This is a genomic window from Superficieibacter sp. 1612_C1, assembly GCF_015234305.1.
GTDB lineage: Bacteria > Pseudomonadota > Gammaproteobacteria > Enterobacterales > Enterobacteriaceae > Superficieibacter.
Window position 1 is genome coordinate 148,860 of the sequence record NZ_JADGMI010000007.1, and the last position, 20,367, is coordinate 169,226.

Annotated in this window: 28 protein-coding genes; 15 read left to right on the top strand and 13 right to left on the bottom strand. The window is 50.9% G+C overall.

From position 1 onward, the window contains the following. Positions 1–27: 27 nt before the first annotated feature. Positions 28–798 carry a cyclopropane-fatty-acyl-phospholipid synthase family protein gene (locus INT84_RS22155; RefSeq protein WP_194208490.1) on the bottom strand — a complete coding sequence of 257 codons (771 nt, stop codon included), beginning with the start codon at positions 796–798 and terminating at the stop codon, positions 28–30. A 202-nt stretch (positions 799–1,000) separates the two neighbouring features. Between INT84_RS22155 and INT84_RS22160 the strand changes: the two genes are divergently transcribed. Further along, entirely contained in the window at positions 1,001–1,447 is a 447-nt protein-coding gene (locus INT84_RS22160; RefSeq protein ID WP_176918238.1) for a DUF441 domain-containing protein, read from the top strand. A 63-nt stretch (positions 1,448–1,510) separates the two neighbouring features. Further along, complete coding sequence (locus INT84_RS22165; protein WP_194208491.1) at positions 1,511–2,698, top strand: CynX/NimT family MFS transporter; 1,188 nt, start codon at positions 1,511–1,513, stop codon at positions 2,696–2,698. Here INT84_RS22165 and INT84_RS22170 read toward each other — a convergent pair. After that, positions 2,695–3,387 carry a CTP synthase gene (locus INT84_RS22170; RefSeq protein WP_194208492.1) on the bottom strand — a complete coding sequence of 231 codons (693 nt, stop codon included), beginning with the start codon at positions 3,385–3,387 and terminating at the stop codon, positions 2,695–2,697. The genes INT84_RS22165 and INT84_RS22170 overlap by 4 nt on opposite strands. Positions 3,388–3,561: 174 nt before the next feature. Here INT84_RS22170 and INT84_RS22175 point away from each other — a divergent pair, with 174 nt between their 5' ends. Both INT84_RS22175 and INT84_RS22180 read left to right on the top strand, forming a co-directional pair. Beyond that, entirely contained in the window at positions 3,562–4,086 is a 525-nt protein-coding gene (locus INT84_RS22175) for a DUF523 domain-containing protein (protein WP_194208515.1), read from the top strand. After that, the gene (locus tag INT84_RS22180) at positions 4,058–4,438 is read left to right on the top strand and encodes a DUF488 domain-containing protein (RefSeq protein WP_194208493.1); all 381 of its coding nucleotides are present in this window, start codon (positions 4,058–4,060) and stop codon (positions 4,436–4,438) included. Before INT84_RS22175 ends, INT84_RS22180 begins: the two co-directional genes overlap by 29 nt. On the opposite strand, the gene INT84_RS22185 is transcribed toward INT84_RS22180, so the two are convergent. Continuing rightward, entirely contained in the window at positions 4,389–4,622 is a 234-nt protein-coding gene (locus tag INT84_RS22185) for a DUF333 domain-containing protein (RefSeq protein WP_194208494.1), read from the bottom strand. The two genes, INT84_RS22180 and INT84_RS22185, sit on opposite strands and share 50 nt — an antisense overlap. A 295-nt stretch (positions 4,623–4,917) precedes the next feature. On the opposite strand from INT84_RS22185, the gene yoaJ reads away from it, so the two are divergent. Further along, on the top strand, positions 4,918–4,992 hold the full coding sequence (gene yoaJ, locus INT84_RS24490; protein ID WP_103677854.1) for a protein YoaJ: 75 nt from the start codon (positions 4,918–4,920) through the stop codon (positions 4,990–4,992). Between the two features lie 218 nt (positions 4,993–5,210). Next, positions 5,211–5,549, top strand: coding sequence for an anti-adapter protein IraM (gene iraM / locus INT84_RS22195; protein WP_194208495.1), 339 nt, complete (start codon positions 5,211–5,213; stop codon positions 5,547–5,549). Positions 5,550–5,599: 50 nt separating this feature from the next. Here iraM and INT84_RS24290 read toward each other — a convergent pair whose 3' ends face one another. Both INT84_RS24290 and INT84_RS22200 read right to left on the bottom strand, forming a co-directional pair. After that, a complete protein-coding gene (locus tag INT84_RS24290; RefSeq protein WP_370529698.1) occupies positions 5,600–5,791 on the bottom strand; it encodes a cold-shock protein in 192 nt (63 codons plus the stop codon). A gap of 321 nt (positions 5,792–6,112) precedes the next feature. Next, positions 6,113–6,439: a four-helix bundle copper-binding protein gene (locus tag INT84_RS22200; RefSeq protein WP_176918244.1), complete on the bottom strand. Its 327-nt coding sequence runs from the start codon at positions 6,437–6,439 to the stop codon at positions 6,113–6,115. A 183-nt stretch (positions 6,440–6,622) separates the two neighbouring features. On the opposite strand from INT84_RS22200, the gene INT84_RS22205 reads away from it, so the two are divergent. From INT84_RS22205 to INT84_RS22220, 4 genes are all read left to right on the top strand, one after another. Then, positions 6,623–6,946: an antibiotic biosynthesis monooxygenase gene (locus tag INT84_RS22205; protein ID WP_194208496.1), complete on the top strand. Its 324-nt coding sequence runs from the start codon at positions 6,623–6,625 to the stop codon at positions 6,944–6,946. Next, entirely contained in the window at positions 6,939–7,331 is a 393-nt protein-coding gene (locus INT84_RS22210; protein ID WP_194208497.1) for an amino acid-binding protein, read from the top strand. The genes INT84_RS22205 and INT84_RS22210 overlap by 8 nt, the downstream gene beginning before the upstream one ends. After that, on the top strand, positions 7,328–8,050 hold the full coding sequence (locus INT84_RS22215) for a helix-turn-helix transcriptional regulator (RefSeq protein WP_228066402.1): 723 nt from the start codon (positions 7,328–7,330) through the stop codon (positions 8,048–8,050). The genes INT84_RS22210 and INT84_RS22215 overlap by 4 nt, the downstream gene beginning before the upstream one ends. Positions 8,051–8,165: 115 nt before the next feature. Next, a complete protein-coding gene (locus INT84_RS22220; protein WP_194208499.1) occupies positions 8,166–9,281 on the top strand; it encodes a mechanosensitive ion channel family protein in 1,116 nt (371 codons plus the stop codon). Between the two features lie 167 nt (positions 9,282–9,448). On the opposite strand, the gene INT84_RS22225 is transcribed toward INT84_RS22220, so the two are convergent. The 5 genes from INT84_RS22225 to INT84_RS22245 form a co-directional block, all read right to left on the bottom strand. After that, entirely contained in the window at positions 9,449–9,982 is a 534-nt protein-coding gene (locus INT84_RS22225; RefSeq protein ID WP_194208500.1) for a hypothetical protein, read from the bottom strand. A gap of 319 nt (positions 9,983–10,301) precedes the next feature. Next, a complete protein-coding gene (gene tnpA, locus INT84_RS22230; protein ID WP_194208501.1) occupies positions 10,302–10,709 on the bottom strand; it encodes an IS200/IS605 family transposase in 408 nt (135 codons plus the stop codon). A 204-nt stretch (positions 10,710–10,913) separates the two neighbouring features. Beyond that, on the bottom strand, positions 10,914–12,527 hold the full coding sequence (locus tag INT84_RS22235; RefSeq protein WP_194208502.1) for a DUF4041 domain-containing protein: 1,614 nt from the start codon (positions 12,525–12,527) through the stop codon (positions 10,914–10,916). A gap of 312 nt (positions 12,528–12,839) precedes the next feature. Further along, positions 12,840–13,031, bottom strand: a complete 192-nt coding sequence (locus INT84_RS22240; protein WP_370529699.1) for an isocitrate/isopropylmalate family dehydrogenase — start codon at positions 13,029–13,031, stop codon at positions 12,840–12,842. A 387-nt stretch (positions 13,032–13,418) separates the two neighbouring features. After that, entirely contained in the window at positions 13,419–14,207 is a 789-nt protein-coding gene (locus tag INT84_RS22245; protein ID WP_194208504.1) for a sulfite exporter TauE/SafE family protein, read from the bottom strand. A 107-nt stretch (positions 14,208–14,314) separates the two neighbouring features. Here INT84_RS22245 and INT84_RS22250 point away from each other — a divergent pair, with 107 nt between their 5' ends. Beyond that, the gene (locus INT84_RS22250) at positions 14,315–15,082 is read left to right on the top strand and encodes a helix-turn-helix transcriptional regulator (protein WP_194208505.1); all 768 of its coding nucleotides are present in this window, start codon (positions 14,315–14,317) and stop codon (positions 15,080–15,082) included. A gap of 206 nt (positions 15,083–15,288) precedes the next feature. Here INT84_RS22250 and arsH read toward each other — a convergent pair whose 3' ends face one another. Beyond that, positions 15,289–15,987, bottom strand: a complete 699-nt coding sequence (arsH, locus tag INT84_RS22255; protein ID WP_145495216.1) for an arsenical resistance protein ArsH — start codon at positions 15,985–15,987, stop codon at positions 15,289–15,291. A gap of 85 nt (positions 15,988–16,072) precedes the next feature. Between arsH and INT84_RS22260 the strand changes: the two genes are divergently transcribed. The 3 genes from INT84_RS22260 to arsC are packed head-to-tail and all read left to right on the top strand — an operon-like array spanning position 16,073 to position 18,165. Then, positions 16,073–16,393: a transcriptional regulator gene (locus INT84_RS22260; protein WP_145495215.1), complete on the top strand. Its 321-nt coding sequence runs from the start codon at positions 16,073–16,075 to the stop codon at positions 16,391–16,393. Positions 16,394–16,437: 44 nt separating this feature from the next. Then, entirely contained in the window at positions 16,438–17,727 is a 1,290-nt protein-coding gene (locus INT84_RS22265; protein ID WP_125293491.1) for an arsenic transporter, read from the top strand. A 12-nt stretch (positions 17,728–17,739) separates the two neighbouring features. After that, on the top strand, positions 17,740–18,165 hold the full coding sequence (gene arsC, locus INT84_RS22270) for a glutaredoxin-dependent arsenate reductase (RefSeq protein WP_145495213.1): 426 nt from the start codon (positions 17,740–17,742) through the stop codon (positions 18,163–18,165). A gap of 104 nt (positions 18,166–18,269) precedes the next feature. Here arsC and INT84_RS24495 read toward each other — a convergent pair whose 3' ends face one another. Beyond that, complete coding sequence (locus INT84_RS24495) at positions 18,270–18,656, bottom strand: DUF4113 domain-containing protein (RefSeq protein WP_194208506.1); 387 nt, start codon at positions 18,654–18,656, stop codon at positions 18,270–18,272. 11 nt (positions 18,657–18,667) lie between these two features. On the opposite strand from INT84_RS24495, the gene INT84_RS22280 reads away from it, so the two are divergent. Further along, positions 18,668–18,943 (top strand): hypothetical protein, encoded by a 276-nt coding sequence (locus INT84_RS22280; protein WP_194208507.1) that lies wholly within the window; start codon positions 18,668–18,670, stop codon positions 18,941–18,943. A gap of 113 nt (positions 18,944–19,056) precedes the next feature. Here INT84_RS22280 and INT84_RS22285 read toward each other — a convergent pair whose 3' ends face one another. Beyond that, positions 19,057–20,307, bottom strand: a complete 1,251-nt coding sequence (locus tag INT84_RS22285) for a pyocin knob domain-containing protein (RefSeq protein WP_194208508.1) — start codon at positions 20,305–20,307, stop codon at positions 19,057–19,059. Between the last annotated feature and the right edge of the window lie 60 nt (positions 20,308–20,367).

The following is a 20,367-nucleotide window of genomic DNA, read 5'->3' on the forward strand; positions in this document are numbered from 1 at the left end:
ACACCCCGCGCCGATGCGCGGGGGATATTACTGCCCTTTAACAGAACAGCAGGCGATATAGTTGAGGTGTCTGCGCTGCGACCGGAAAAAACGAAACATCCCCACAAAGCGGCTGCGGTTCTCGCGGTAGCGTAATCCGTTAAAAACAATTCTGATTGCGCCTTTAAGCCCTTCATCGCGGATTAACCCTTGCGGTGACATCAGCGACATTTGCCCCTGATGCTGCTTCACTTCGGCAAAACCCGATGCCAGTAAAATATCCCGCCAGCCCTTTTTCGTCATTGGACTGACATTGGATTTCACCACCTGCTGAAGCTGGCTTTGCTGCTCCTCAGCCAGCCGTCCGGCGGTAAACATAATATCGTGGGTTAACAGGCGTCCGCCGGGCTTTAAAACCCGATAATATTCGGCGAGTAATTTCGCTTTGGCTTTGTCAGCGTACATGGTCAGCATGGCTTCGTTAATCACCACGTCAAAGCTGTTATCGGCGAAGGGCAGACTATTCGCGTTGGCGGGCATAACCTGAATATGATCTTCAAGTCCCTGCGCCGCGACGTTATTCTTCGCCTTCGCCAGCGCGTCCTTATCCATATCAACGGCTGTGACATGACAGCCATAGCGTTGCACCAGTTCAATCGCCGTCGTCGCCATATTACAGGCCACTTCCAGAACCCGGCTTTCCGGCGTTAATTGCGCCTGGCTGAACAGCCATTCGGTCGCCTCTGTGCCGCCGGGACGCAAACGCGTTTTGCCAAGACTGGCCAGAAAAGTATGCCCTGCTTTTTCATGAATACTCATTTATCCCCTCCCCATCATAAGATGCATCATGAATACAACATTACCAGCGTAGCGATAAAAATGAGAATGATTTTTATTTTTACTGGGATAGCCGTCGACTGATTATTTAACCGGAAGCATCAGCGGGTAAAAAAAGCCTGTTTACTCACGGGTATGTGCGTAAAATGAGCATGCTTATTATTTTTCGGCAAGGAAAACTACGATGTTTGATGTCACACTGCTTGTCCTGCTGGGGCTGGCAGCTCTGGGGTTTGTCAGCCATAACACTACCGTCGCCGTTTCTATTCTGGTGCTGATTATTGTCCGGGTGACGCCGCTGAGCACCTTTTTTCCGTGGATTGAAAAGCAAGGGCTGACCATCGGGATCATCATCCTGACGATTGGCGTTATGGCCCCTATCGCCAGCGGCACCCTGCCGCCGTCCACGCTGCTTCACTCGTTTGTGAACTGGAAATCGCTGATTGCCATCGCCGTAGGGGTGTTTGTTTCCTGGCTGGGCGGGCGCGGCGTAACGCTGATGGGGAGCCAGCCGCAACTGGTCGCCGGCCTGCTGGTGGGAACGGTACTGGGCGTGGCACTGTTTCGCGGCGTGCCTGTGGGGCCGTTGATCGCTGCCGGGCTGGTCTCGCTGGTCATCGGAAAGCAGTAGTCCCTTTTCATATCTGGCGTAGACAAGTTGTATTACGCCTTCGTTTTATCTGTAGAGAAATTTATGTCTTCTGTTCTTCCTGATTCAGGCCGCCGCGGCATCCTGCTCATTGCCGGTATTCTGATGATTGCGACTACCCTGCGCGTAACCTTTACCGGCGCGGCACCGCTGCTTGACGCTATTCGCGCGGAATATGGTCTCACCACCGCGCAGACCGGCCTCCTCACCACACTTCCGCTGCTGGCCTTTGGCCTGATCTCCCCGCTGGCCGCAGGCGTGGCGCGTCGTTTTGGTATGGAGCGTAGCCTGTTTGCTGCGATGCTGCTGATTTGCGCCGGGATCGCCATCCGTTCCCTGCCCTCGCCTCTATTTTTGTTCGCGGGTACGGCCATTATTGGCTGCGGCATTGCGCTGGGTAATGTCCTGCTTCCGGGCCTTATTAAGCGTGATTTCTCACAGCACGTGGCGAAAATGACCGGCGCTTATTCGCTGACCATGGGTGGCGCGGCGGCATTAGGCTCGGCGCTGGTGGTGCCGCTGGCGTTAAGCGGTTTTGGCTGGCGCGGGGCGCTGCTGATGCTGATGGTGTTTCCGTTGCTGGCGTTTTTGCTCTGGCTCCCCCAATGGCGTCAACAACAGCTCGTATCGTTGACGTCCTCACGCATGCAGCACAGCCGGGGGATCTGGCGTTCAGCGCTCGCCTGGCAGGTGACGCTATTTTTAGGCATTAACTCGCTGATTTATTATGTGATTATCGGCTGGCTACCCGCCATTCTGATTGGCCAGGGTTATAGCGAAGCGCAGGCGGGATCGCTGCACGGCCTGCTGCAACTGGCGACGGCGGTTCCGGGTCTGGCCATTCCGCTGATTTTACATAAACTTCGCGATCAGCGTGGGATCGCCGCGCTGGTGGCTTTGCTGTGCGCCGTCAGCGCGGCGGGGTACTGGTTCTTTCCGCAAAGCGCCGTGCTGTGGACGCTGCTTTTTGGCTTTGGGTCCGGTGCCACGATGATCCTTGGCTTGACCTTTATTGGCCTGCGCGCCCGCTCTGCACACCAGGCGGCAGCGCTTTCCGGCATGGCGCAGGCGGTGGGTTATCTGCTTGCGGCCTGTGGTCCACCGCTGATGGGTAAAATTCACGATGCCAGCGGCGACTGGCATGTGCCGCTGCTGGCCTGCGCGGTGTTGTCCATCGCGATGGCCGTTTTCGGTGCCCTCGCCGGACGCGATCGGGAAATTAACGTGAATTAATGGCTGGCGGCATATAGCAGCGCCTGCACCAGCGGTGCGGGTCGCCCTGCCAGCGCATTGCGCTCATGCTGAAAGAGCGTTGCGACAAAAAACGGGTGGGTCACGAGTTCAACCGCCCGGATTTCCCCCTCCTCATCCCAGCCGGTCACATGCAATGGCTCATTTTCAAGCGCCAGTGCGAAATCCGCCGCGATGCCGTAATTGCAGTGATACCCCTCTTCAATACTCTCTTTGCCATAAGCCCGGGCGATATGGGTATTAGCACGCAGCTCAATAACATCGTTTTTTTCGACCAGCGAACAGGCCAAAGGCGCAATAACCATTCTTCCTTCGTTATCCATTTCGGCATGAGCGGCGTCCTCCCAGCCCATCACGTTGCGCGCGTATTCCAGAATGGCATGCTGAAAACCACCGCAGGTTCCGAGGAAGGGGATCGCGTTTTGCCGGGCATAGCGCGCGGCAAGCAGTGCACCATCGATATTTTCATAGGGACTGGCTGGCACCAGCCAGATGGCATCATACCCCGCCAGATGGTCTTCGCTTTTAATATCACGGGTGGCTAACCAGTGATATTGCGCAGCTATATCCAGCACGGCAGCGGCATCATCAATAGCCAGCGGGATCGCCTGATGAGCAATGACATCGGCATTATAATCACCGACAAGTGCAATACGCAGAGAGGAATTCATGAGGAGTACCTTATGTCTGAACGGAAAACGGACAACACAAGGAACCTCACATTAGCGATCTTTTCACTTAAAGACAATACCTTAATTCAGGCGGTTGGCGGCGGGCCGTGGTGCTGTATTGTGCGCATGGGATGTACTACTCTTGAGGTCATGTATGACATTGCTGGACGCGGAATGAAAAATAAGTTACTGGTGAGCGCCTGTTTGATGGGATTTAGCGTTCGCTACAATGGCAGCGAAAAAGCCAACCTGACGACACAACTTGCCCGCTGGCAGCGCGAAGGTCGGGTCGTCATCCACTGCCCGGAACTGGCGGCCGGACTACCCACTCCCCGCCTGCCGGCAGAAATCGTCTCTGCCGATGGCGCGGATGTGATGGGCCATCGTGCACGGATTATTGAAAATGATGGTCGGGATGTGACCGCCCATTATCAGCTGGCCGCCTGGCTGGCACTGCAAACGGCGATGGAACAGCACTGCGGTGCAGCGCTGCTGACCGACGGCAGCCCGACCTGCGGCAGCCAGTTTATCTATGACGGCAGCTTCAGCGGTATCCGCAAAGCAGGTATGGGCGTCGCCGCTGCGCTGCTGCGTGAACATGGGATCGCCATTTTTTCTGAACGGCAGATCCCGGCGCTCATCGCATGGATGGAGAAAACGGAGGAGGAGTATGATCCAGTGTCAACGCGTATACGATGATCCCGCCCCGAATGACGGTTATCGCGTACTGGTCGACAGGCTCTGGCCGCGGGGTATAAAGAAAGAGGCGCTGCCGTGCGATGAGTGGTGTAAAGAGCTCGCCCCCTCAGCTGAACTGCGTAAAGCCCTGCACAGCGAGGTGATCGACTTTGCCACTTTCAGCCAGCACTACCGCGATGAACTGGCCTCGCGCCATGATGAAGGATTACGTCTTCTTCACCAGGCCGGTGAGCAGAAACTTACCCTGCTTTATGCCGCAAAAAATACCCGCCAGAATCATGCGCTGATTCTGGCGGACTGGCTTAATGCGTTGAGGGATGATCGCGCCGCCACAGCTCCCACTCGTCGATAGTCTGTCCGTCGCTGAGTCGGCATTCCGTACGCACGCCCTGAGGGCTCTGTACCGGCTCCCGCGTCCCGCCTTGTTTCAGACACCATACCGCCGCCGGATTGGCCAGCCCAACTTCAGGAGATGGGCTTTGCTCGCTGGCACAGCCCACCAGCGCCAGCGGTAACAACAGGCTAAGTAGTTTCATCGTCTCTCCTTGTATCGCTCCCGGAAACCTGAAGTTGATCTTCATGATTTCTTCATTTTCCACAGGCATTTTTCGTTTAGTGTAGAGATGCTCTCTCCATGACCAGAGAGCAGATCATTCCGTAATTGATACTTTCGCCCCGCTGCTCGCTACGGGGCTTTTTTTTGCATGACGCCCGTCTGATAAGCCGAATATATCAAATTTTATCCAACCGTGCTTTACTGTGCCTGTAACAAGAAAATGTCTTTTCAGACCCCATGTTTCTCTGCACCGGTGAATTAACAGGACCAATGTGATGAAAAAAACAACGATTATTATGCTGATTGTGGCGATTGTCGCCGTTGCGGGCACTCAGCTTGGCTGGTGGTAATAGGGAATAAACACAGGCTCTCTCAACGCATTAAACAGAGCCTGTGCCCTGTATATTAATTAAACATTAATGTAAACAATCGAAAAGAAAAGGCATAATACCTTCTTTTTGTCATAGTTAAATAATCCTATTAGACAAATCTGAGTCTGCTGTTATATTTAAGTTAAGGAAAGATAATAATATTGGATTAAGACGCGTTGACAAGGAGCTTTCTGTTAATGGATTGGGAAATTGAACAAACCCTCGTTTGCCCCGTAACCGGGACCGGATTTGCTATCGCCTCTGCTGTAAAAAATATGAAGCTAATACTATGGTATAAAGGAAACTACTTTCTACGTCCAGGTAATATTCTTAGCCATAGTCCTTTTGGCGTAATAGTGAATGGAAGGAGAACGTCAATAGCGATTATTCATACCTTCCATTACTCAAGCGCGCTATGGCAAACGTTTAAAAACAGAATCTCATGCCCAGGCAATGACGATCCTGGAATAATTGTCTGCCCACGTTATAAAGCGTGTATTTTTACGTTGTGCCCTTACGGCGCAAAATCGGACTGAGCGGATTCAGGCATTAACCGGACACGCGCAAGGCACGTCCGGTTCAACGGTTAACGGCGGTACTCCGCCAGTTTCGGTACACTGCTGATGGCCAGATGACTGATGTCATCGCCTGCTACCATCGCGGATTTACAAAAAATGCATTTTGCACCGAAGCGATTTTTTTCCGTCACATCGTAGGGTGACGTTCTGTACTGCGACCCGTGACAAGCCGGGCATCTGAATTGTATTTTCAAAATTATTTCCTTACATAAGCGCCTTATGGCATTCATGGTTTGAATACAGATGCGAATCGAAGCTTCAGATGGAGACTCAAGAGAGGATATCTTTGATGAGAACTGCTTTAGTAAACTACTCAAAAGGTTGTCTGTGTATCAAACCCACACTCCATTTACGCATGATTCGAACATTAACACAAGGTTTATTTACGCTATTAATCGGCGGGCCCCAATTCCTGCCTCGCTAGTCTATTTTTAAAAAAATGCCGACTTTTTTCCGGGGTAACTGGTCATGACCGCTCAATTTATTCCAGTAACCCCGCTTGAGCATAAATAACCTAAAAATTATGCCACCATCCGCAGACAGGCATTGGCGCAGTTTCGGCATATTTTAGCGCAGCGCTGGCAGTGATCGCTCTGATGCTTGGCACACTCCTCTGCGCAGGCTTTACAAATATCCACACAGATACGACACGTCTGCTTAAAATAGTCGCTATCGAGACTCATAAACTGGGCTGAGAGCCGACAAATACCCGCACACTGCACGGCAAGTCGAATGCAGTCGGTCATCATTCCAGGGTTTTCTTCCTTCAGACAAGACGCGGCGCAGAAATCACACATCGCCGCGCACTTGTAGCATAACTCAATACATTTCAGGGCGTCCTGATGCATATCTCACCTCATTTTTTTTCATCATAGATGTGATAAGTCTGGACAAAGAAAGGGATATAGCAAGCGCCAGAAGACGATTAGCAGGCGGAGACGGTCGTCAGGATGTCTTGTTTCGTTGATCACCGAAGCATCTCTTTTTCACTGTTCTAAGATGCGCTGGAACATTAACGAGGGAGTCATTGTATGATAGCAGTCCTGTTCGAAGCCACTGCGTTACCCGATGCACAACAGCGATATCTGGAGCTTGCCGCAGAACTTAAGCCGCTGCTGGCGACCATGCCGGGATTTATCTCACTTGAGCGTTTTCAAAGCCTGTCCACACCTGACAAAATATTGTCTCTGTCATGGTGGGAAAATGAAGGATCTGTGTTGTGGTGGAAACAAAATAGCCATCATCAGGCCGCTCAGGCAGAAGGAAAAAATACCATTTTCTCCTTTTACCGTATCCGCATCGCCGGTGTACTGCGGGATTACTCCTCCGATACAGGGAAACATTCGTATGTATGATATTCATGTCGTGCTCAGCAATACGCCAGGCTCGCTCGCCGCTTTAGGAAAAACCTTAGGCCAGAACGGCACAGGTCTGGAGGGCGGAGGCGTTTTTTCAGTGGCAACGGAAAGCCATGCTCATTTTCTGGTGGCCGACGGTGAAAAAGCCCGTGAGGTTCTGCTGACCGCCGGGTTTGATGTCAGAGCCGTGTCCAGCCCGTTGATCAGAAAGCTACGCCAGGAGCGGCCTGGCGAATTAGGTGAAATAGCGGATATCATCGCTCAGGGTGGAGTGAATATTATGGTTCAATATAGCGATCACAGTAACCGCCTCATTCTTCTCACAGACGATAACGAACGGGCAGCACACTTAACCAAAGCGTGGGAAATTACGCCATCATGACATTCACCCGCACCGCATGCCACGTTTCCGGGTCTCCGCCGCTGGAAGCCGCCATGTCTGCCATCGCCTCCGCCATTGCTGACCCGTCGAGGGTCAGTATCCTTTGTGCGCTGATGGACGGGCGCGCCTGGACCGCCACCGAACTCAGCGTTATTGCTGATGTTGCCCCTTCGACGGCCAGCGGTCACCTTGCAAAACTGCTCAGCAACGGGTTGATCGTCTGTCTCTCGCAGGGACGACACCGTTACTATCGCCTTGCCGGGCAGGAAATCGCCGGATTGCTGGAAAATTTAATGGGCGTTTCTATGCTCTCCCGGTCATCCCCCACTTCCAGTACGCCTGTCCACCTGCGGCATGCCAGGACCTGTTACGATCATCTGGCCGGTGAAATCGCGGTCGGCCTCTATCAGTTCATGCAACAGGCAAACTGGCTTGAGGATGATGGCAATGCGCTGACCTCCGTGGGGCTGGCACATTTTCATGGTTTAGGTGTGGCGTTAACGCCGGGTTCCAGACGCAAACCCTGCTGCCCCTGCCTGGACTGGAGCGAAAGGCGTTTTCATCTTGCCGGCGAGGCAGGCGCGGCGCTGCTACGGTTGATGATTGAAAAAGAGTGGCTACGCCGGACGCCAGGTTACCGGGAGCTTACGGTGACGGTGAAGGGCCAGACCGCGTTGCAAAAATGGTTTTCAATAACGGTAACCACGACTTCACGCTAAACGCCATTATTGACCAGATCCAAATCTCCGGATGCAGTGTTGAAAAGCAGTCATCGGCATGTGCTACAGCATGCGGTCTATACTGTGGATTCACTTACATTCTTTCGGAGGTAAAATGGAGTATCTGGCAAGACTGAATATCGTGACGGTGCTGATGTCCACAGCTTTCTGGATAAATCTCGCGTTAGTATTTCTTATAACCGCAATAACCTACTGGGTTATCAATCGATTACTCGGCTTTGTCTATAAAACCTTTCAGAACTCCAACAAGCATGAAGGCCATGATGAGCGCCTGCGATATATCGTTTTTGATATGCTGAAAAAAACCAATAAAGCACTCATCCTTTTTGCTGCTTTTCTCTTCAGCTTGCGTTTTATTGCCTTACCGGATCGGTTGTTTTCTACCATCTCTCACGCCTGGTTTTTAGTCGTGGCAATACAGATGGCGATCTGGCTCGACCAAAGCGTGCAGTCGTGGATGCGACATTTGCTCTATGCGCCAGGGACCAATAAAAATCCGGTCACGCTGGTGATGCTCGGTATGATCATGCGCGTTCTGGTGTGGTCAATGATGCTGCTCTCTATTCTGGCGAATGCGGGGGTGGATATTACCGCGCTGGTAGCAAGTCTGGGAGTGGGCGGGATTGCCATCGCGCTGGCGGTTCAGACCGTATTAAGCGATGTCTTCGCCTCGCTGTCGATTGGGTTTGATAAGCCCTTTGAAATCGGCGATTTCGTGGTCTTTAATGACGTTGCAGGTACGATAGAGCATATTGGGCTAAAAACCACGCGTATTCGCAGCCTCAGCGGTGAGCAGATTGTCTGTGCAAATGCGCAGTTGCTTCAGCAAACCATTCATAATTACAAACGGATGCAGACGCGACGTATTGTTTTTACCTTTGGCGTTGCCACCTCTACCCCGCCGGAAAAGCTGCGCACCATTGGTGATATGGTGAAAAATATCATCACAGACGTTGGTGAAACAAAATTCGACCGCGCGCATCTGCTGGCGTTTAATCAGGATCGCCTGACCTTTGAAGTCGTACATATCGTAAACACCGCAGATTATAATAAGTACATGGATATTCAGCAGGAAATTAATATTCGCATTATTGAGCAGTTGCTTGAGAAAGATGTTGAACTGGCGCTGCCAAGCCTGGTCGTGAGATCCCCGGTGCAACTGACAAGCAATAAAGCTTCACGTCAGATCCCGGAGGAGCAGCCCGCCTGAATAACCTGGACGCCTGGTTGACGCAGCCCCGGAAGCGTTAACCAGGCGACAACGTTCTCTCTCCGGTCGCGTCAGATAGAGGCCGTTTCCCCCTCATCCAGCTTATGATCCACACACGATCGCTAAATTTTTCGCTTATGCCTGTCGCCTCGATGAGTTGCAAAAACTCAACACTCCCAACCAAGCTGATCCCGGATAGCTTTACGATATGGCGTATTAAATTCGGCAGGAACCTTTTTCATATAATCCTGCGCATGCGCCCGTTTTTCTCCCTCAAGCGTCCGCAGATAGGTAATCGCATCTTCCGCACAGGGAATGCGCCCTTCAATGCCGTTATACCGTGGAGGTAAGGCCGTCCAGATAACCGCATCCAGTTTTTTCTCTGATGCCCATTCTGCAAGCGCTCCCGTCGGCCTGCTATTCAGTATCAGAGAACCGACGCCATCATCACGATCTACGGGAATTTGCTCCCGTTCACGCAGCAAAGAAGTGGAATGCTGGACCGTTTCTGTGTCCAGTAAAGCCCACCAGACCTGTATCAGAGGCGCATTCATACATATGGCTGTAGCGAGTTCGCCCCCATCCCCGACACGTGAAAATTCTACTGGCATGACAGGTCCATCCTTCCGCCACTCACTGGCCAGCGGCAATACTGCGGGCTTCCATATCAAAGAGCCCCAACCAAGACATGCAATCTTCACTTTCCATCCCCTGTTCTCATGGTGACTCTCAATATTTATTTGTTGAGAGCATTATCGGATGCCGCTACGAATGGCCTTTTAATCTTAGGATGCTCGGGTAAAAACGCCATCCGGAACAGGAGGTACACAGCGGTTTTTGATAACCGTTTGAATGCGAATAATAAGTATCCTCCGGCATAGCCGGAGGTTTTTCAGATGCGCCTGTAAGGCTCTGTTACCAGCAGCGCCCTAACAGGCGCATACGATCTGACATTTGCATTAGACTTCGTTACTTACGGCCCGTAAACGGGCTGCCCGGATAAGGGATCGATAGCTGTTCTCACATTTTATCCTCTTCAAGCTGGTACTTTATGTATTCCTGTATCTTCGCCGTGTTCTTGCCTACCGTATCCACATAGTAGCCCCGGCACCAGAACTCCCTGTTTCTGTATTTGAATTTCATATCAACAAACTGCTCATAAAGCATAAGGCTGCTCTTTCCCTTCAGATATCCCATAAAACCCGACACACTCATTTTCGGCGGGATTTCCACAAGCATATGGATATGATCTGCGCAGCATTCTGCTTCCAGAATACGTACACTTTTCCATTCACACAGCTTTCTCAGGATCCCGCCTATTGCTCTACTTTTTTCTCCATAGAACGCCTGTCTTCGGTATTTCGGTGCAAAAACTATGTGATATTTACAGTTCCATCGGGTGTGCCCTAAGCTCTTTTCGTCCCCCATTGGGACCCCCTTTTGATTTCTTGTTTGACTCTTGCAGTTGCCAGACCGCAAGGTGTTTTAACAAATCAAAAGGGGTTTTAATAACTGGCCCAAAGCTGAAAGCTTTACTGAACTCCCAGCCTAGCTGGGGGTTGTCTGTGCACAAAAAACGGGAGCCATCAGGCTCCCGATTGTCAGTCTGTCTAAAACTGAGATAGCTTATAGTTAAATGGCTTCGGCAAACCGGGGTTGTTTAACTTCATTTTTTGCCATAATGGTTTGCTCCGCGTGCTGCTTACGAATTGCCATAGTTTCATGATAATGCTGGGCAGTAGCAGTTTCGATGAAGTCCACATCGTTACCCGCAACTTTAAGTACTGCTGTTTTAATTTCTTCAAGACTGACGTTAAAAAACTCTTTACGCCTGTTCACAAGGTTGGTGCGTTGTTCACTGAAATGTTGATGAAGCCAGTTTTCCATGGCTGGAGCATCTTCACTGTGGATCATGGCATGGACATCGAAGAGGAATGGCACAGATGCGCTACCAAGTTCATCTATACGGTCTTGCGGATCCAGGCGTCTTGTCATGCCTATTTTAAAAACATTCTCACCAAATGAACCGATATTAGAAATGACGTAGACATGCCCACGTTTGGTCTGCTGAGCCATGCTCAAGGCTCTTAGTCCTTTCTGCTCAGCTTCATCTAGCGCATCTTGCAATGCGTCAATCTGCTCCTGATATTTTGACGCTTGCTCAGTAGTCAATTTCGCCAATTTTTCGGTCATTTCTTTACGTGCTTTATCTAAAGCCTTTTGCGCTCGCCGTTCTTCTTCTTCCGCCTCACGGATAGCCCGTTCAATTTCGGCCTGTGCTTTTCGTTCCTCAGCCATTTGAGCACGAATTTCACGTTGCTCTTCCTTCTCCTCCTGCTTTTTAGCACGATATTCAAATGTAAGATGTAATTCTTCAATTTTCAGATCGCGGTAAGCATGATTAATATGGATCTGATTCACTTCATTAAGTTTATTTAATACGTCAAAGGCTTTATAGATCCGTGCCTCCATAGTTGTCACGTTTTTAAAATTGGTGTTAGCGATTGCAGCATCACATTCACCATTAAACGCACGAGCAGTCATGTTAATACCGCGAGTAGTCATTTTTTTACCCTCAGCTTTTGAACCACTGACTGTCCATTCGATGGCGCAGTAAATTGCACCCAGCGCGGTCTTCACGCGCAGCATATCTTTTTGGCGCTGTCGGTTAGCTCGAATAGCATCCTGAAAAGACTCAGAAGTGTCAAAATCGAAGTGGGGAGCATAAAAGCCCATTTCGGCAAAGTCCATATCATCTTTATAAATGGAAAGAGCTTCTTCCAGTTCGTCATAGATGATCTTTTTGCTGCGGTATGTGTTGCGCAATTCTTCAATCTGCTCTTCGATTTTATCGCGTTTAGTTCGTTGTGTTTCTACTTCCATCAATGCGTCACAATTGAGGCGTCTTGCTGCTACGCGGGCATCAGAAAGACGGATCTCAGCACGTTGTGTGATGGCTTTTGCATTAGCCTCACTCACAGCAATGGTACTTGCGGCTTCGGCTTTAGCTTCTTCCAGGATTCGTTGTGAATCTGTTTCAAGTTCATTGGCTGCTTCTTTGGCAACGGTAATAATGCGCTCGGCTTCAGCTTCGACATCTGTGATGATTGAAAAACGTTCAAGACTCGCGGCTTTGTCTGCGGCGTCCGCTTTTGCAGCTTTTAATTTTTTAATATTAACTATGAGCAAAACCAAAACGGCTATAAAAACTACAACTCCTGCAAAAAAGTAATAGATCATGTTCATTACAACTGTCTCTGTGAAATAGTAACCTGCTGAAAGCAAAATGCATACACCCCGCGCGTCATCGGCTTTTATGATAGGTGTAGAAAGAGGTGATAGCGGAAATGGCATTCCGGCAAACTTTCTGCTTCAGGAAGAAACATTAAACTTCTTAAAGTCAGAACAGCGGTATTATGCAATAATTGATGATACGCGTCGATAATACAACTGGCTTATGCAGCTTAGTTTATTGATGAACATATTGACGAAAAACAAGAAATTCACAAAAAAAACGGGAGCCATCAGACTCCCGCTTTGGTTTTACACCATCAGAAATTACATATTCTCGATGATCGCGTCGCCAAACTCTGAACATTTCAGCAGCTTAGCGCCTTCCATCAGACGCTCAAAGTCATAGGTCACGGTTTTAGCCGCGATAGCGCCTTCGGTGCCTTTAACGATCAGGTCAGCCGCTTCGAACCATTCCATATGACGCAGCAGTAGTTTGACGCTTAAGCAGTAACTAATTAATTCTTATAGGTTTTATCATGATATGTAATTGTTCACGATCAAATTTGCGTTGTTTGTATCTGCTTGATTTCATTGGTGCCACGATGAGTTTTGATAACCGTTTTTTGGATAAATAACCCTACGAGACCCTTCCTCAATTGCACTTACAAGGGATTTTAAATCAGTTGTGTTATCATTATATTTCAATAGATAACACCATTTTTTCGCCATTAATCGATAAATATTGATCTTATCAAAACAAGTGGTTACTGATTTCGAAAACATCCAATGGTGAAAAAAATTAAACTGCTTCGCTACCATTCTTTGTCCGCTTAGAGCCAGAAACAGATGTTCATGCAGATATTGCTGCCGTAACAGCAACCGAATTCGCAAAACAGGGTTTGCTTAAAGTAATATTGCCACTAGTACCATACACAGCAGCATCACGTAGATTCGCGCGTGCCAGACATCAGAGACGGCGGGGATCGCCCGGCGGCTGAACACAATACCCGCCCAGCCGGTCACCAGGAGCAGGCCCAAGATTTTCAGGCTGATAAATCCCACAAAGCCGCCCGCCGGAATTTTATGCCAGCCGCTTATCGCATAGGTCATCGCACCGCACAGCGCTACCGGCAGGGAAAGCGGGTTGGCCGCGCTAATACACTCGCGCATCGCATGGCCGTGTCGTCGTAACAGCGGCACCGTCATTACGCTGCCGCCCACGCCCAACAGTGCGGCAATCATGCCGATTAGCATGCCGCCGCCGGTGACCGTTAAAACGGACAAACGACGCGGCGCGCTGCCGCTGAAGAAGCCTTTGCGCAACAGGCAGTCCCCAATCGTCGCCAGCATATAAAGGATAAAAAGCGCGCGAACCAGCGCCTCGCTCAATATTCCCGCCAGCCACGAACCGGCCACCGCGCCCATGGCGATAAACCACAGCAGCGGGAACAAGATGGGTGGAGAAAGCCTGCCCGCGCGCCAGCTTTGGTAGCTGACCCAACCCCCGTTAAAAATCATCACCGCCGTCGAGGTGGCAACGGCAATATGCATCGCACTGCCTGCCAGCTGCGGCTGCCGCACCAGCAACTGGTAAACAAAGGGCACCACCACAAAGCCGCCGCCGAAGCCAAAAAGTACCGTTGTTATGCCGGTAGTAAAACCGGCCAGTGCAATAATCATAAGATCGTTCAAAGAAGTGTCCCGTTTGAAAATGAGACAGCAGCTTATCTCACCAGCACCCCGCTTCCCATTTGCGCAGCGCTCAATTATCCTTGCAAACTGGTCAGATGGGGGCGGATGTGCGAAACGGAAAAATTGACGATTTCGATCGGCTGGATCAGGAGGTTGTGGCGCTCGGCAACGACTATGCGCAGGGATTTGCTCTGCCGCAACACCAGCACCGCCGCGCGCAGCTTCTGTATGGCGCAACCGGCCTGATGCACGTCTCAACCCGTGACGGGAAATGGGTGGTGCCGCCACAGCATGCGGTATGGATCCCCCCCAAAACCCTGCATGCCGTAAAGTTTGTGGGCGTCACTACGCGTAGCCTGTATATCGAACCCGCATGCGCGGCCAGATTGCGTAACATCAGCCGCTGCGAAGTGATTGGCGTATCGCCGCTGTTGAGGCAGCTACTGCTGGAAGCGGTGGATTTGCCGCCGCGCTATGACAGCGTACGCGATCGGGCGCTGACAGATTTGATGCTCTTGGAACTGGCGGCAATGCCGGTGCGCGCGTTCGATATTCCTTTGCCGCAGCAACCCGCGCTGCTGGCGCTGTGTCAGGCTTTTTTACTCGCGCCAGCCATCCACGATCCGGCCGAGCGCTGGTCCAGCGCGCTTTTTATGAGCGGCAGCACATTTCGTCGCCATTTCCGGCAGCAAATCGGCATGTCGTTTTCCGCCTGGCGTCAGCGAGCCTGTGTGGTTACCGCGCTGTCATTGCTGCTAACGGGCACACCGGTGAATGAAGTCGCGTTGTCGCTCGGCTATGACAATGGCTCCTCCTTCGCGACAATGTTCCGTCGTGTTACAGGCCAGCCACCTTCATTTTATCACCCGACTTAAAAGTGTGCTTTGCATGCTGCTACTGGGTCAGGCCTCTATGCTTCTCTACCCCACTGGCTGAACATACGCTTGGCAGTTTCTGTTTTGACGGTATAAACCGCGTTATATGACCACGATAAAGAAGCAGCGCTGGAATTATCTGTCCGCTTTGTGCCAGAAGCGGACGTTGTTAAGCTCATGCAGTATGGATTCACGAAGAATAGACGTTATATTTTGTCCTGATTGACACGGGATGAAAGCTCCTGATGGCTCTCTTTTCGCTCGCTGTAACGATCCGCAAGATAACCGGTTTGTCCCTTAAGCAGCAGTGTGATTTTAAACAGCTCCTCGGCTACATCGACGATGCGGTCATACCATGACGAAGGTTTCATTCGTCCGTTTTCGTCGAACTCTTGCCATGCCTTGGCTACGGAGGACTGATTGGGGATCGTAAACATCCGCATCCAGCGGCCCAGAATACGCATCTGGTTCACTGCATTGAAAGACTGGGAACCGCCGCAGACCTGCATTACCGCAAGTGTTTTGCCCTGAGAAGGACGAACCGCGCCTTCACTTAATGGTATCCAGTCGATCTGCGCCTTCATAACTGCGCTCATAGCCCCGTGCCGTTCCGGAGAACACCACACCATCCCATCACACCATCTGACCAGACCGCGTAGCTCGGTGACTTTAGGATGCGTGTCCGGAGCATCATCCGGCAGGGGTAAACCGGAGGGGTTAAAGAGTTTTACCTCCGCACCCATCGCCGTCAGCAGGCGACCAGCTTCTTCCGCGGCAAAGCGGCTGTAGGAGCGCTCTCTTACTGAGCCATACAGGATCAGAATCCGTGGCGGCTCCTGCAGGTGCAGGCGTTTGGCAATGTGTTGATCAAAGCATTCAGTATCCAGGGCAGGAAATTGTTCCATTTTTCTCCTCCGGAGAGAACAGATGATTTCAAAGTTGATACATATGATTTACCATATGTGTATTCTAAAGGGAACGGAGTGAAAAATGCTACAACCTGTTCAGCTTTTCAAAATCCTGTCGGATGAAACCCGGCTCGCCATCGTCATGCTTCTCCGGGAGTCCGGAGAACTGTGCGTCTGCGATATCTGTGCGGCCACCTCCGAATCGCAGCCCAAAATATCGCGACATATGGCTATCCTGCGCGAAGTCGGGCTGGTTCTTGACCGTCGGGAAGGCAAATGGATCCACTATCGTCTGTCACCCCACATACCGGCATGGGCAGCAGAGACAATCACGACGACCTGGCAGTGTCTGCGAGAGGATGTGCGTGAATGGCTGGACAAATCTGCCTGCACCTCCTGCTGAGAAAGAAAAACACATTTACATAATCATATATAATGGAGTCTGAGATGCTTTTGGCAGGGAGTATATTTTTACTGACGCTGGTACTGGTGATCTGGCAACCCAGAGGCCTGAGTATTGGCTGGAGCGCGAGTATCGGGGCAGTGCTGGCGCTGGGAACCGGTGTCATCCATATCGCTGATATTCCCGTTGTCTGGAATATCGTCTGGAACGCGACAGCGGCATTTATTGCGGTCATCATCATCAGCCTGCTGCTTGATGAGTCCGGCTTCTTTGAATGGGCCGCACTGCACGTCTCCCGCTGGGGTAACGGACGTGGCCGCCTGCTGTTCACCTGGATAGTCTTGCTCGGTGCCGCTGTTGCTGCGTTGTTTGCCAATGATGGTGCCGCGCTGATCCTGACGCCGATTGTGATTGCGATGCTACTCGCACTGGGGTTCAGCAAGGGCACGACACTGGCCTTTGTCATGGCTGCAGGATTTATTGCAGATACGGCCAGCCTGCCACTCATTGTTTCTAACCTGGTGAATATCGTCTCGGCGGACTTCTTCGGTCTGGGCTTTACGCAGTACGCCTCCGTTATGATCCCCGTGGATGCGGCAGCGATTGCGGCCACGCTGATCATGCTGCATCTCTTCTTTCGCAGGGATATTCCGGCAACGTATGACGTTTCGCTGCTGAAGACGCCTGCCAGTGCGATCAAGGATCCGGCAACCTTCAGGGCGGGCTGGATTGTCCTGTTATTGCTGCTTGTCGGTTTCTTTGTTCTGGAGCCGCTGGGGATCCCGGTCAGTGCGATAGCTGCGGCTGGCGCAGCAGTGCTGTTTGTGGTGGCGAAAAGAGGCCATGCCATCAACACCGGGAAAGTCCTGCGCGGTGCGCCATGGCAGATCGTTATTTTCTCGCTGGGCATGTATCTCGTGGTCTATGGCCTGCGCAATGCAGGGCTCACGGAGTACCTGTCTGGCGTGCTGAATCTGCTGGCAGACAAGGGGTTATGGGCAGCGACGTTCGGCACCGGCTTCCTGACGGCATTTCTCTCATCAGTGATGAATAATATGCCGACGGTACTGATTGGCGCGCTGTCGATTGACGGGAGTACGGCGACCGGCGTCGTCAAAGAGGCAATGATTTATGCCAATGTGATTGGCTGCGATTTAGGCCCGAAAATCACCCCGATTGGCAGTCTGGCAACCCTGCTGTGGCTGCATGTGCTTGCCCAGAAAAATATAAAGATTACCTGGGGATATTACTTCCGTACCGGCATTATCATGACTGTGCCGGTGCTGTTTGTCACTCTGGCCGCGCTGGCGTGGCGGCTCTCTGTCACTTTGTAATGAGATACTGATATGAGCAACATTACCATCTATCACAACCCGGCCTGTGGCACTTCACGCAACACGCTGGAGATGATCCGTAACAGCGGCAACGAACCGACGATAATTTATTATCTCGATACGCCTCCGACCCGCGATGAGCTTATTAAACTTATTTCAGATATGGAAATTAAGGTTCGTGCATTGCTGCGTAAGAATGTTGAGCCTTATGAGCAACTGGGACTTGATGAAGAGAAATTTAGTGATGAGCAGTTGATTGATTTCATGCTTCAACATCCGATCCTGATTAATCGGCCGATTGTCGTTACGCCGCTTGGCACTCGTCTTTGCCGCCCTTCAGAAATAGTGCTGGATATTCTACCGGAAGGCCAGAAAGGAGCGTTTATCAAAGAGGATGGCGAGACGGTCATTGACGAAACGGGGAAGCGGGTTAATTAATCTATCCACTTCAAAATATCGGACGCCTGTTTACGCTATGCGGGCGTCCGCTTTTCGCTCTCAGCGGACCAAAGCCCTGTGTAAGCAGGGCTAAGATGAGTCATTTAGCAGTGCGGTAACTCTGCCCACTGCGTGGTATAGCAAGGTGACAGCATTTCCCGCTTCATCTGCCAAGACTGCTGAATCCCTGCACCGCGAAATACAGCGTTCCCCCGCCTTTTTTTAAGCCTTTCTATCAAAGCATCACTATCTAAACATGCTGAGACAGAGCTTCTGCCCTTTAACAAATACCTGTTGGAAAGTAAGGAGCACAGATGGCCCTTGTAATTCGAAGAAAGGCGATTACCCTTACAAATCCTGCCAGGCTTTCGAGAAGTGTCGTTAGTAGAACAGATGTCTGTATGGACATCCTGACAGTCCTGAAGAGAAGCCCCGGACAGAGTTTTATCTGCCCGGTCTTTCCTTTCCAAAATGATCGTAAGTTCACCCATAAGTGATTGCAATGTATAAAAATGAAGACCGAAAGCTAACCGATCTTATTCTTGGCGAAGCCGTCATGACCATTCTTGACGACGACGCACCTGTCAGTTTTGTCGCTCTGCTTAACGGACTTGAATCTATACTGATGACAGAAAGCGATGCTGAAAGGAAAAAAGCAACCCTTTACGCCATTAACATGGTCAAGGCACATATAGTGGAGACCAGCCCCTTACAAGCCGATAAAAAGCAAAGCGGAAAAGCAGCCATCTTTTTTGCTGAATATATCCCGGCACAATAATTTCTAAAACTGAGGGGCAATTCAGCAGGTTACAGGCCGCCCGGGAAAGCCTGAGGCGGCCCGTCGTTTGTCTGCGGACGAGCTGACTGGAAGGTGTGTAAAGAGATAATTTTTTATTCCTGAGAAACTACCTGAGCTTTCAAATCGTTAACTGTGTTTTGCAGGTCGTTGATCTGGTCTTCCATTGCCTGCATAGCCATTGTCATTTTTGCCATCATTGCCACGGTGTCCAGGCTAAACGCTTTTGTCGGGTCGAGTTCATCACCTTCCGCCAACCCTTCACCTTCGACACACTCCGGGCTGACCTCTTTCAGATCATTAGCGATGAATCCAAGCTTTGTGTCAGATTCCGGGATTAAACCGTCGCCACGCGCCTTGAATTTAAAAGTGGCCGTGGCCCACTGCATTACTTCACCCAGCGCTACCAGACGAGCTTTTTTCGGCGTGTATTTGATTAACTTCTTAAGCTCTCGATCTGACGATGATTGCATAGCAAGGAAGCCGATAGTCGAGCTATCGACGTATAGCCCCATCTTTGCGGTGCTTTCCCAGCCCATTGACCAAAGATTTCCGGTGGCCTGACTATTATTCCCCACTCCCTTTCGTGAAGCGTAGCCCCTCACCGAATCAGTACGGCCATTGTTATAAATGCCATCCCCATCAATAAGCAGCACGTCAAAGGTACTTCCAACCTTTATAACCATCGAGTTATCAGCATAGGATCTAAGTGATGTTTTACCTTCACGTATCCAGACCTCTCCCCCGAGGATCGGGTCGATAAGTGCGAGCTTTTTCTTGGTGGTTACGTCATATGCGCCCCACGTCTGATCGTTAATAAAAAGATACTTATCGTGGGCAACATTCCAAATCTGCGCCTCTTTACCGCTCTGAGTTATAGCGCCAGGGATTATCGGCCACCACGCGCCGTAGGTTACTGTTCCGTTTGATTGCGCGACGCCTGTTCTCAGCCAGAAAATATCTTTGTTGTAAGGGAAATAAATTTGCGTACAACCATTAACACTGTTGGCTGCGTTACTCATCACCATGAGAGAGCCGGCCGTATTTTCAGGGTAATGGCGGGCCGTTGTCGCATTTGCGGTCATCGGCTGGTACCAGAATCCTTCCTGACTGCCGTTAACGGCATCCAGATCCTGAGTACCCAGTGTCCCTCTCTGTTTGAATGTACCGACCGTGGCCGCCATCATTTTGGCCCACGTTGCCGCCGCGAACGTGGAACCGTCGGCGCGGGTGATAGTCACGTCGCCGTTACCGTTAAACAGTTTGTCCTGGTTCTGGATGTCGAGCTGGGCAAGCTGAAGAATCTTTGTCAGTCCTGCAGCCAGTTCATCGGAAATAGTTGCCATATTTTTTCCTTAATCATAAATACTGAGATTGAAAACAGTCATCGGGCTTAACGCATTTGC

Coding starts and splice junctions, on each gene's coding strand:
- INT84_RS22175 (WP_194208515.1), top strand. CDS start 3,562: ATGAAAAATAAGTTACTGGTGAGCGCCTGTTTGATGGGATTTAGCGTT.
- INT84_RS22210 (WP_194208497.1), top strand. CDS start 6,939: ATGTATGATATTCATGTCGTGCTCAGCAATACGCCAGGCTCGCTCGCC.
- INT84_RS22280 (WP_194208507.1), top strand. CDS start 18,668: ATGTATAAAAATGAAGACCGAAAGCTAACCGATCTTATTCTTGGCGAA.
- INT84_RS22165 (WP_194208491.1), top strand. CDS start 1,511: ATGTCTTCTGTTCTTCCTGATTCAGGCCGCCGCGGCATCCTGCTCATT.
- INT84_RS22220 (WP_194208499.1), top strand. CDS start 8,166: ATGGAGTATCTGGCAAGACTGAATATCGTGACGGTGCTGATGTCCACA.
- arsC (WP_145495213.1), top strand. CDS start 17,740: ATGAGCAACATTACCATCTATCACAACCCGGCCTGTGGCACTTCACGC.
- INT84_RS22180 (WP_194208493.1), top strand. CDS start 4,058: ATGATCCAGTGTCAACGCGTATACGATGATCCCGCCCCGAATGACGGT.
- INT84_RS22215 (WP_228066402.1), top strand. CDS start 7,328: ATGACATTCACCCGCACCGCATGCCACGTTTCCGGGTCTCCGCCGCTG.
- INT84_RS22205 (WP_194208496.1), top strand. CDS start 6,623: ATGATAGCAGTCCTGTTCGAAGCCACTGCGTTACCCGATGCACAACAG.
- INT84_RS22185 (WP_194208494.1), bottom strand. CDS start 4,622: ATGAAACTACTTAGCCTGTTGTTACCGCTGGCGCTGGTGGGCTGTGCC.
- arsH (WP_145495216.1), bottom strand. CDS start 15,987: ATGGAACAATTTCCTGCCCTGGATACTGAATGCTTTGATCAACACATT.
- INT84_RS22200 (WP_176918244.1), bottom strand. CDS start 6,439: ATGCATCAGGACGCCCTGAAATGTATTGAGTTATGCTACAAGTGCGCG.
- INT84_RS22265 (WP_125293491.1), top strand. CDS start 16,438: ATGCTTTTGGCAGGGAGTATATTTTTACTGACGCTGGTACTGGTGATC.
- INT84_RS22155 (WP_194208490.1), bottom strand. CDS start 798: ATGAGTATTCATGAAAAAGCAGGGCATACTTTTCTGGCCAGTCTTGGC.
- INT84_RS24495 (WP_194208506.1), bottom strand. CDS start 18,656: ATGGGTGAACTTACGATCATTTTGGAAAGGAAAGACCGGGCAGATAAA.
- INT84_RS22260 (WP_145495215.1), top strand. CDS start 16,073: ATGCTACAACCTGTTCAGCTTTTCAAAATCCTGTCGGATGAAACCCGG.
- INT84_RS22160 (WP_176918238.1), top strand. CDS start 1,001: ATGTTTGATGTCACACTGCTTGTCCTGCTGGGGCTGGCAGCTCTGGGG.
- INT84_RS22285 (WP_194208508.1), bottom strand. CDS start 20,307: ATGGCAACTATTTCCGATGAACTGGCTGCAGGACTGACAAAGATTCTT.
- iraM (WP_194208495.1), top strand. CDS start 5,211: ATGGATTGGGAAATTGAACAAACCCTCGTTTGCCCCGTAACCGGGACC.
- INT84_RS22170 (WP_194208492.1), bottom strand. CDS start 3,387: ATGAATTCCTCTCTGCGTATTGCACTTGTCGGTGATTATAATGCCGAT.
- INT84_RS22235 (WP_194208502.1), bottom strand. CDS start 12,527: ATGAACATGATCTATTACTTTTTTGCAGGAGTTGTAGTTTTTATAGCC.
- tnpA (WP_194208501.1), bottom strand. CDS start 10,709: ATGGGGGACGAAAAGAGCTTAGGGCACACCCGATGGAACTGTAAATAT.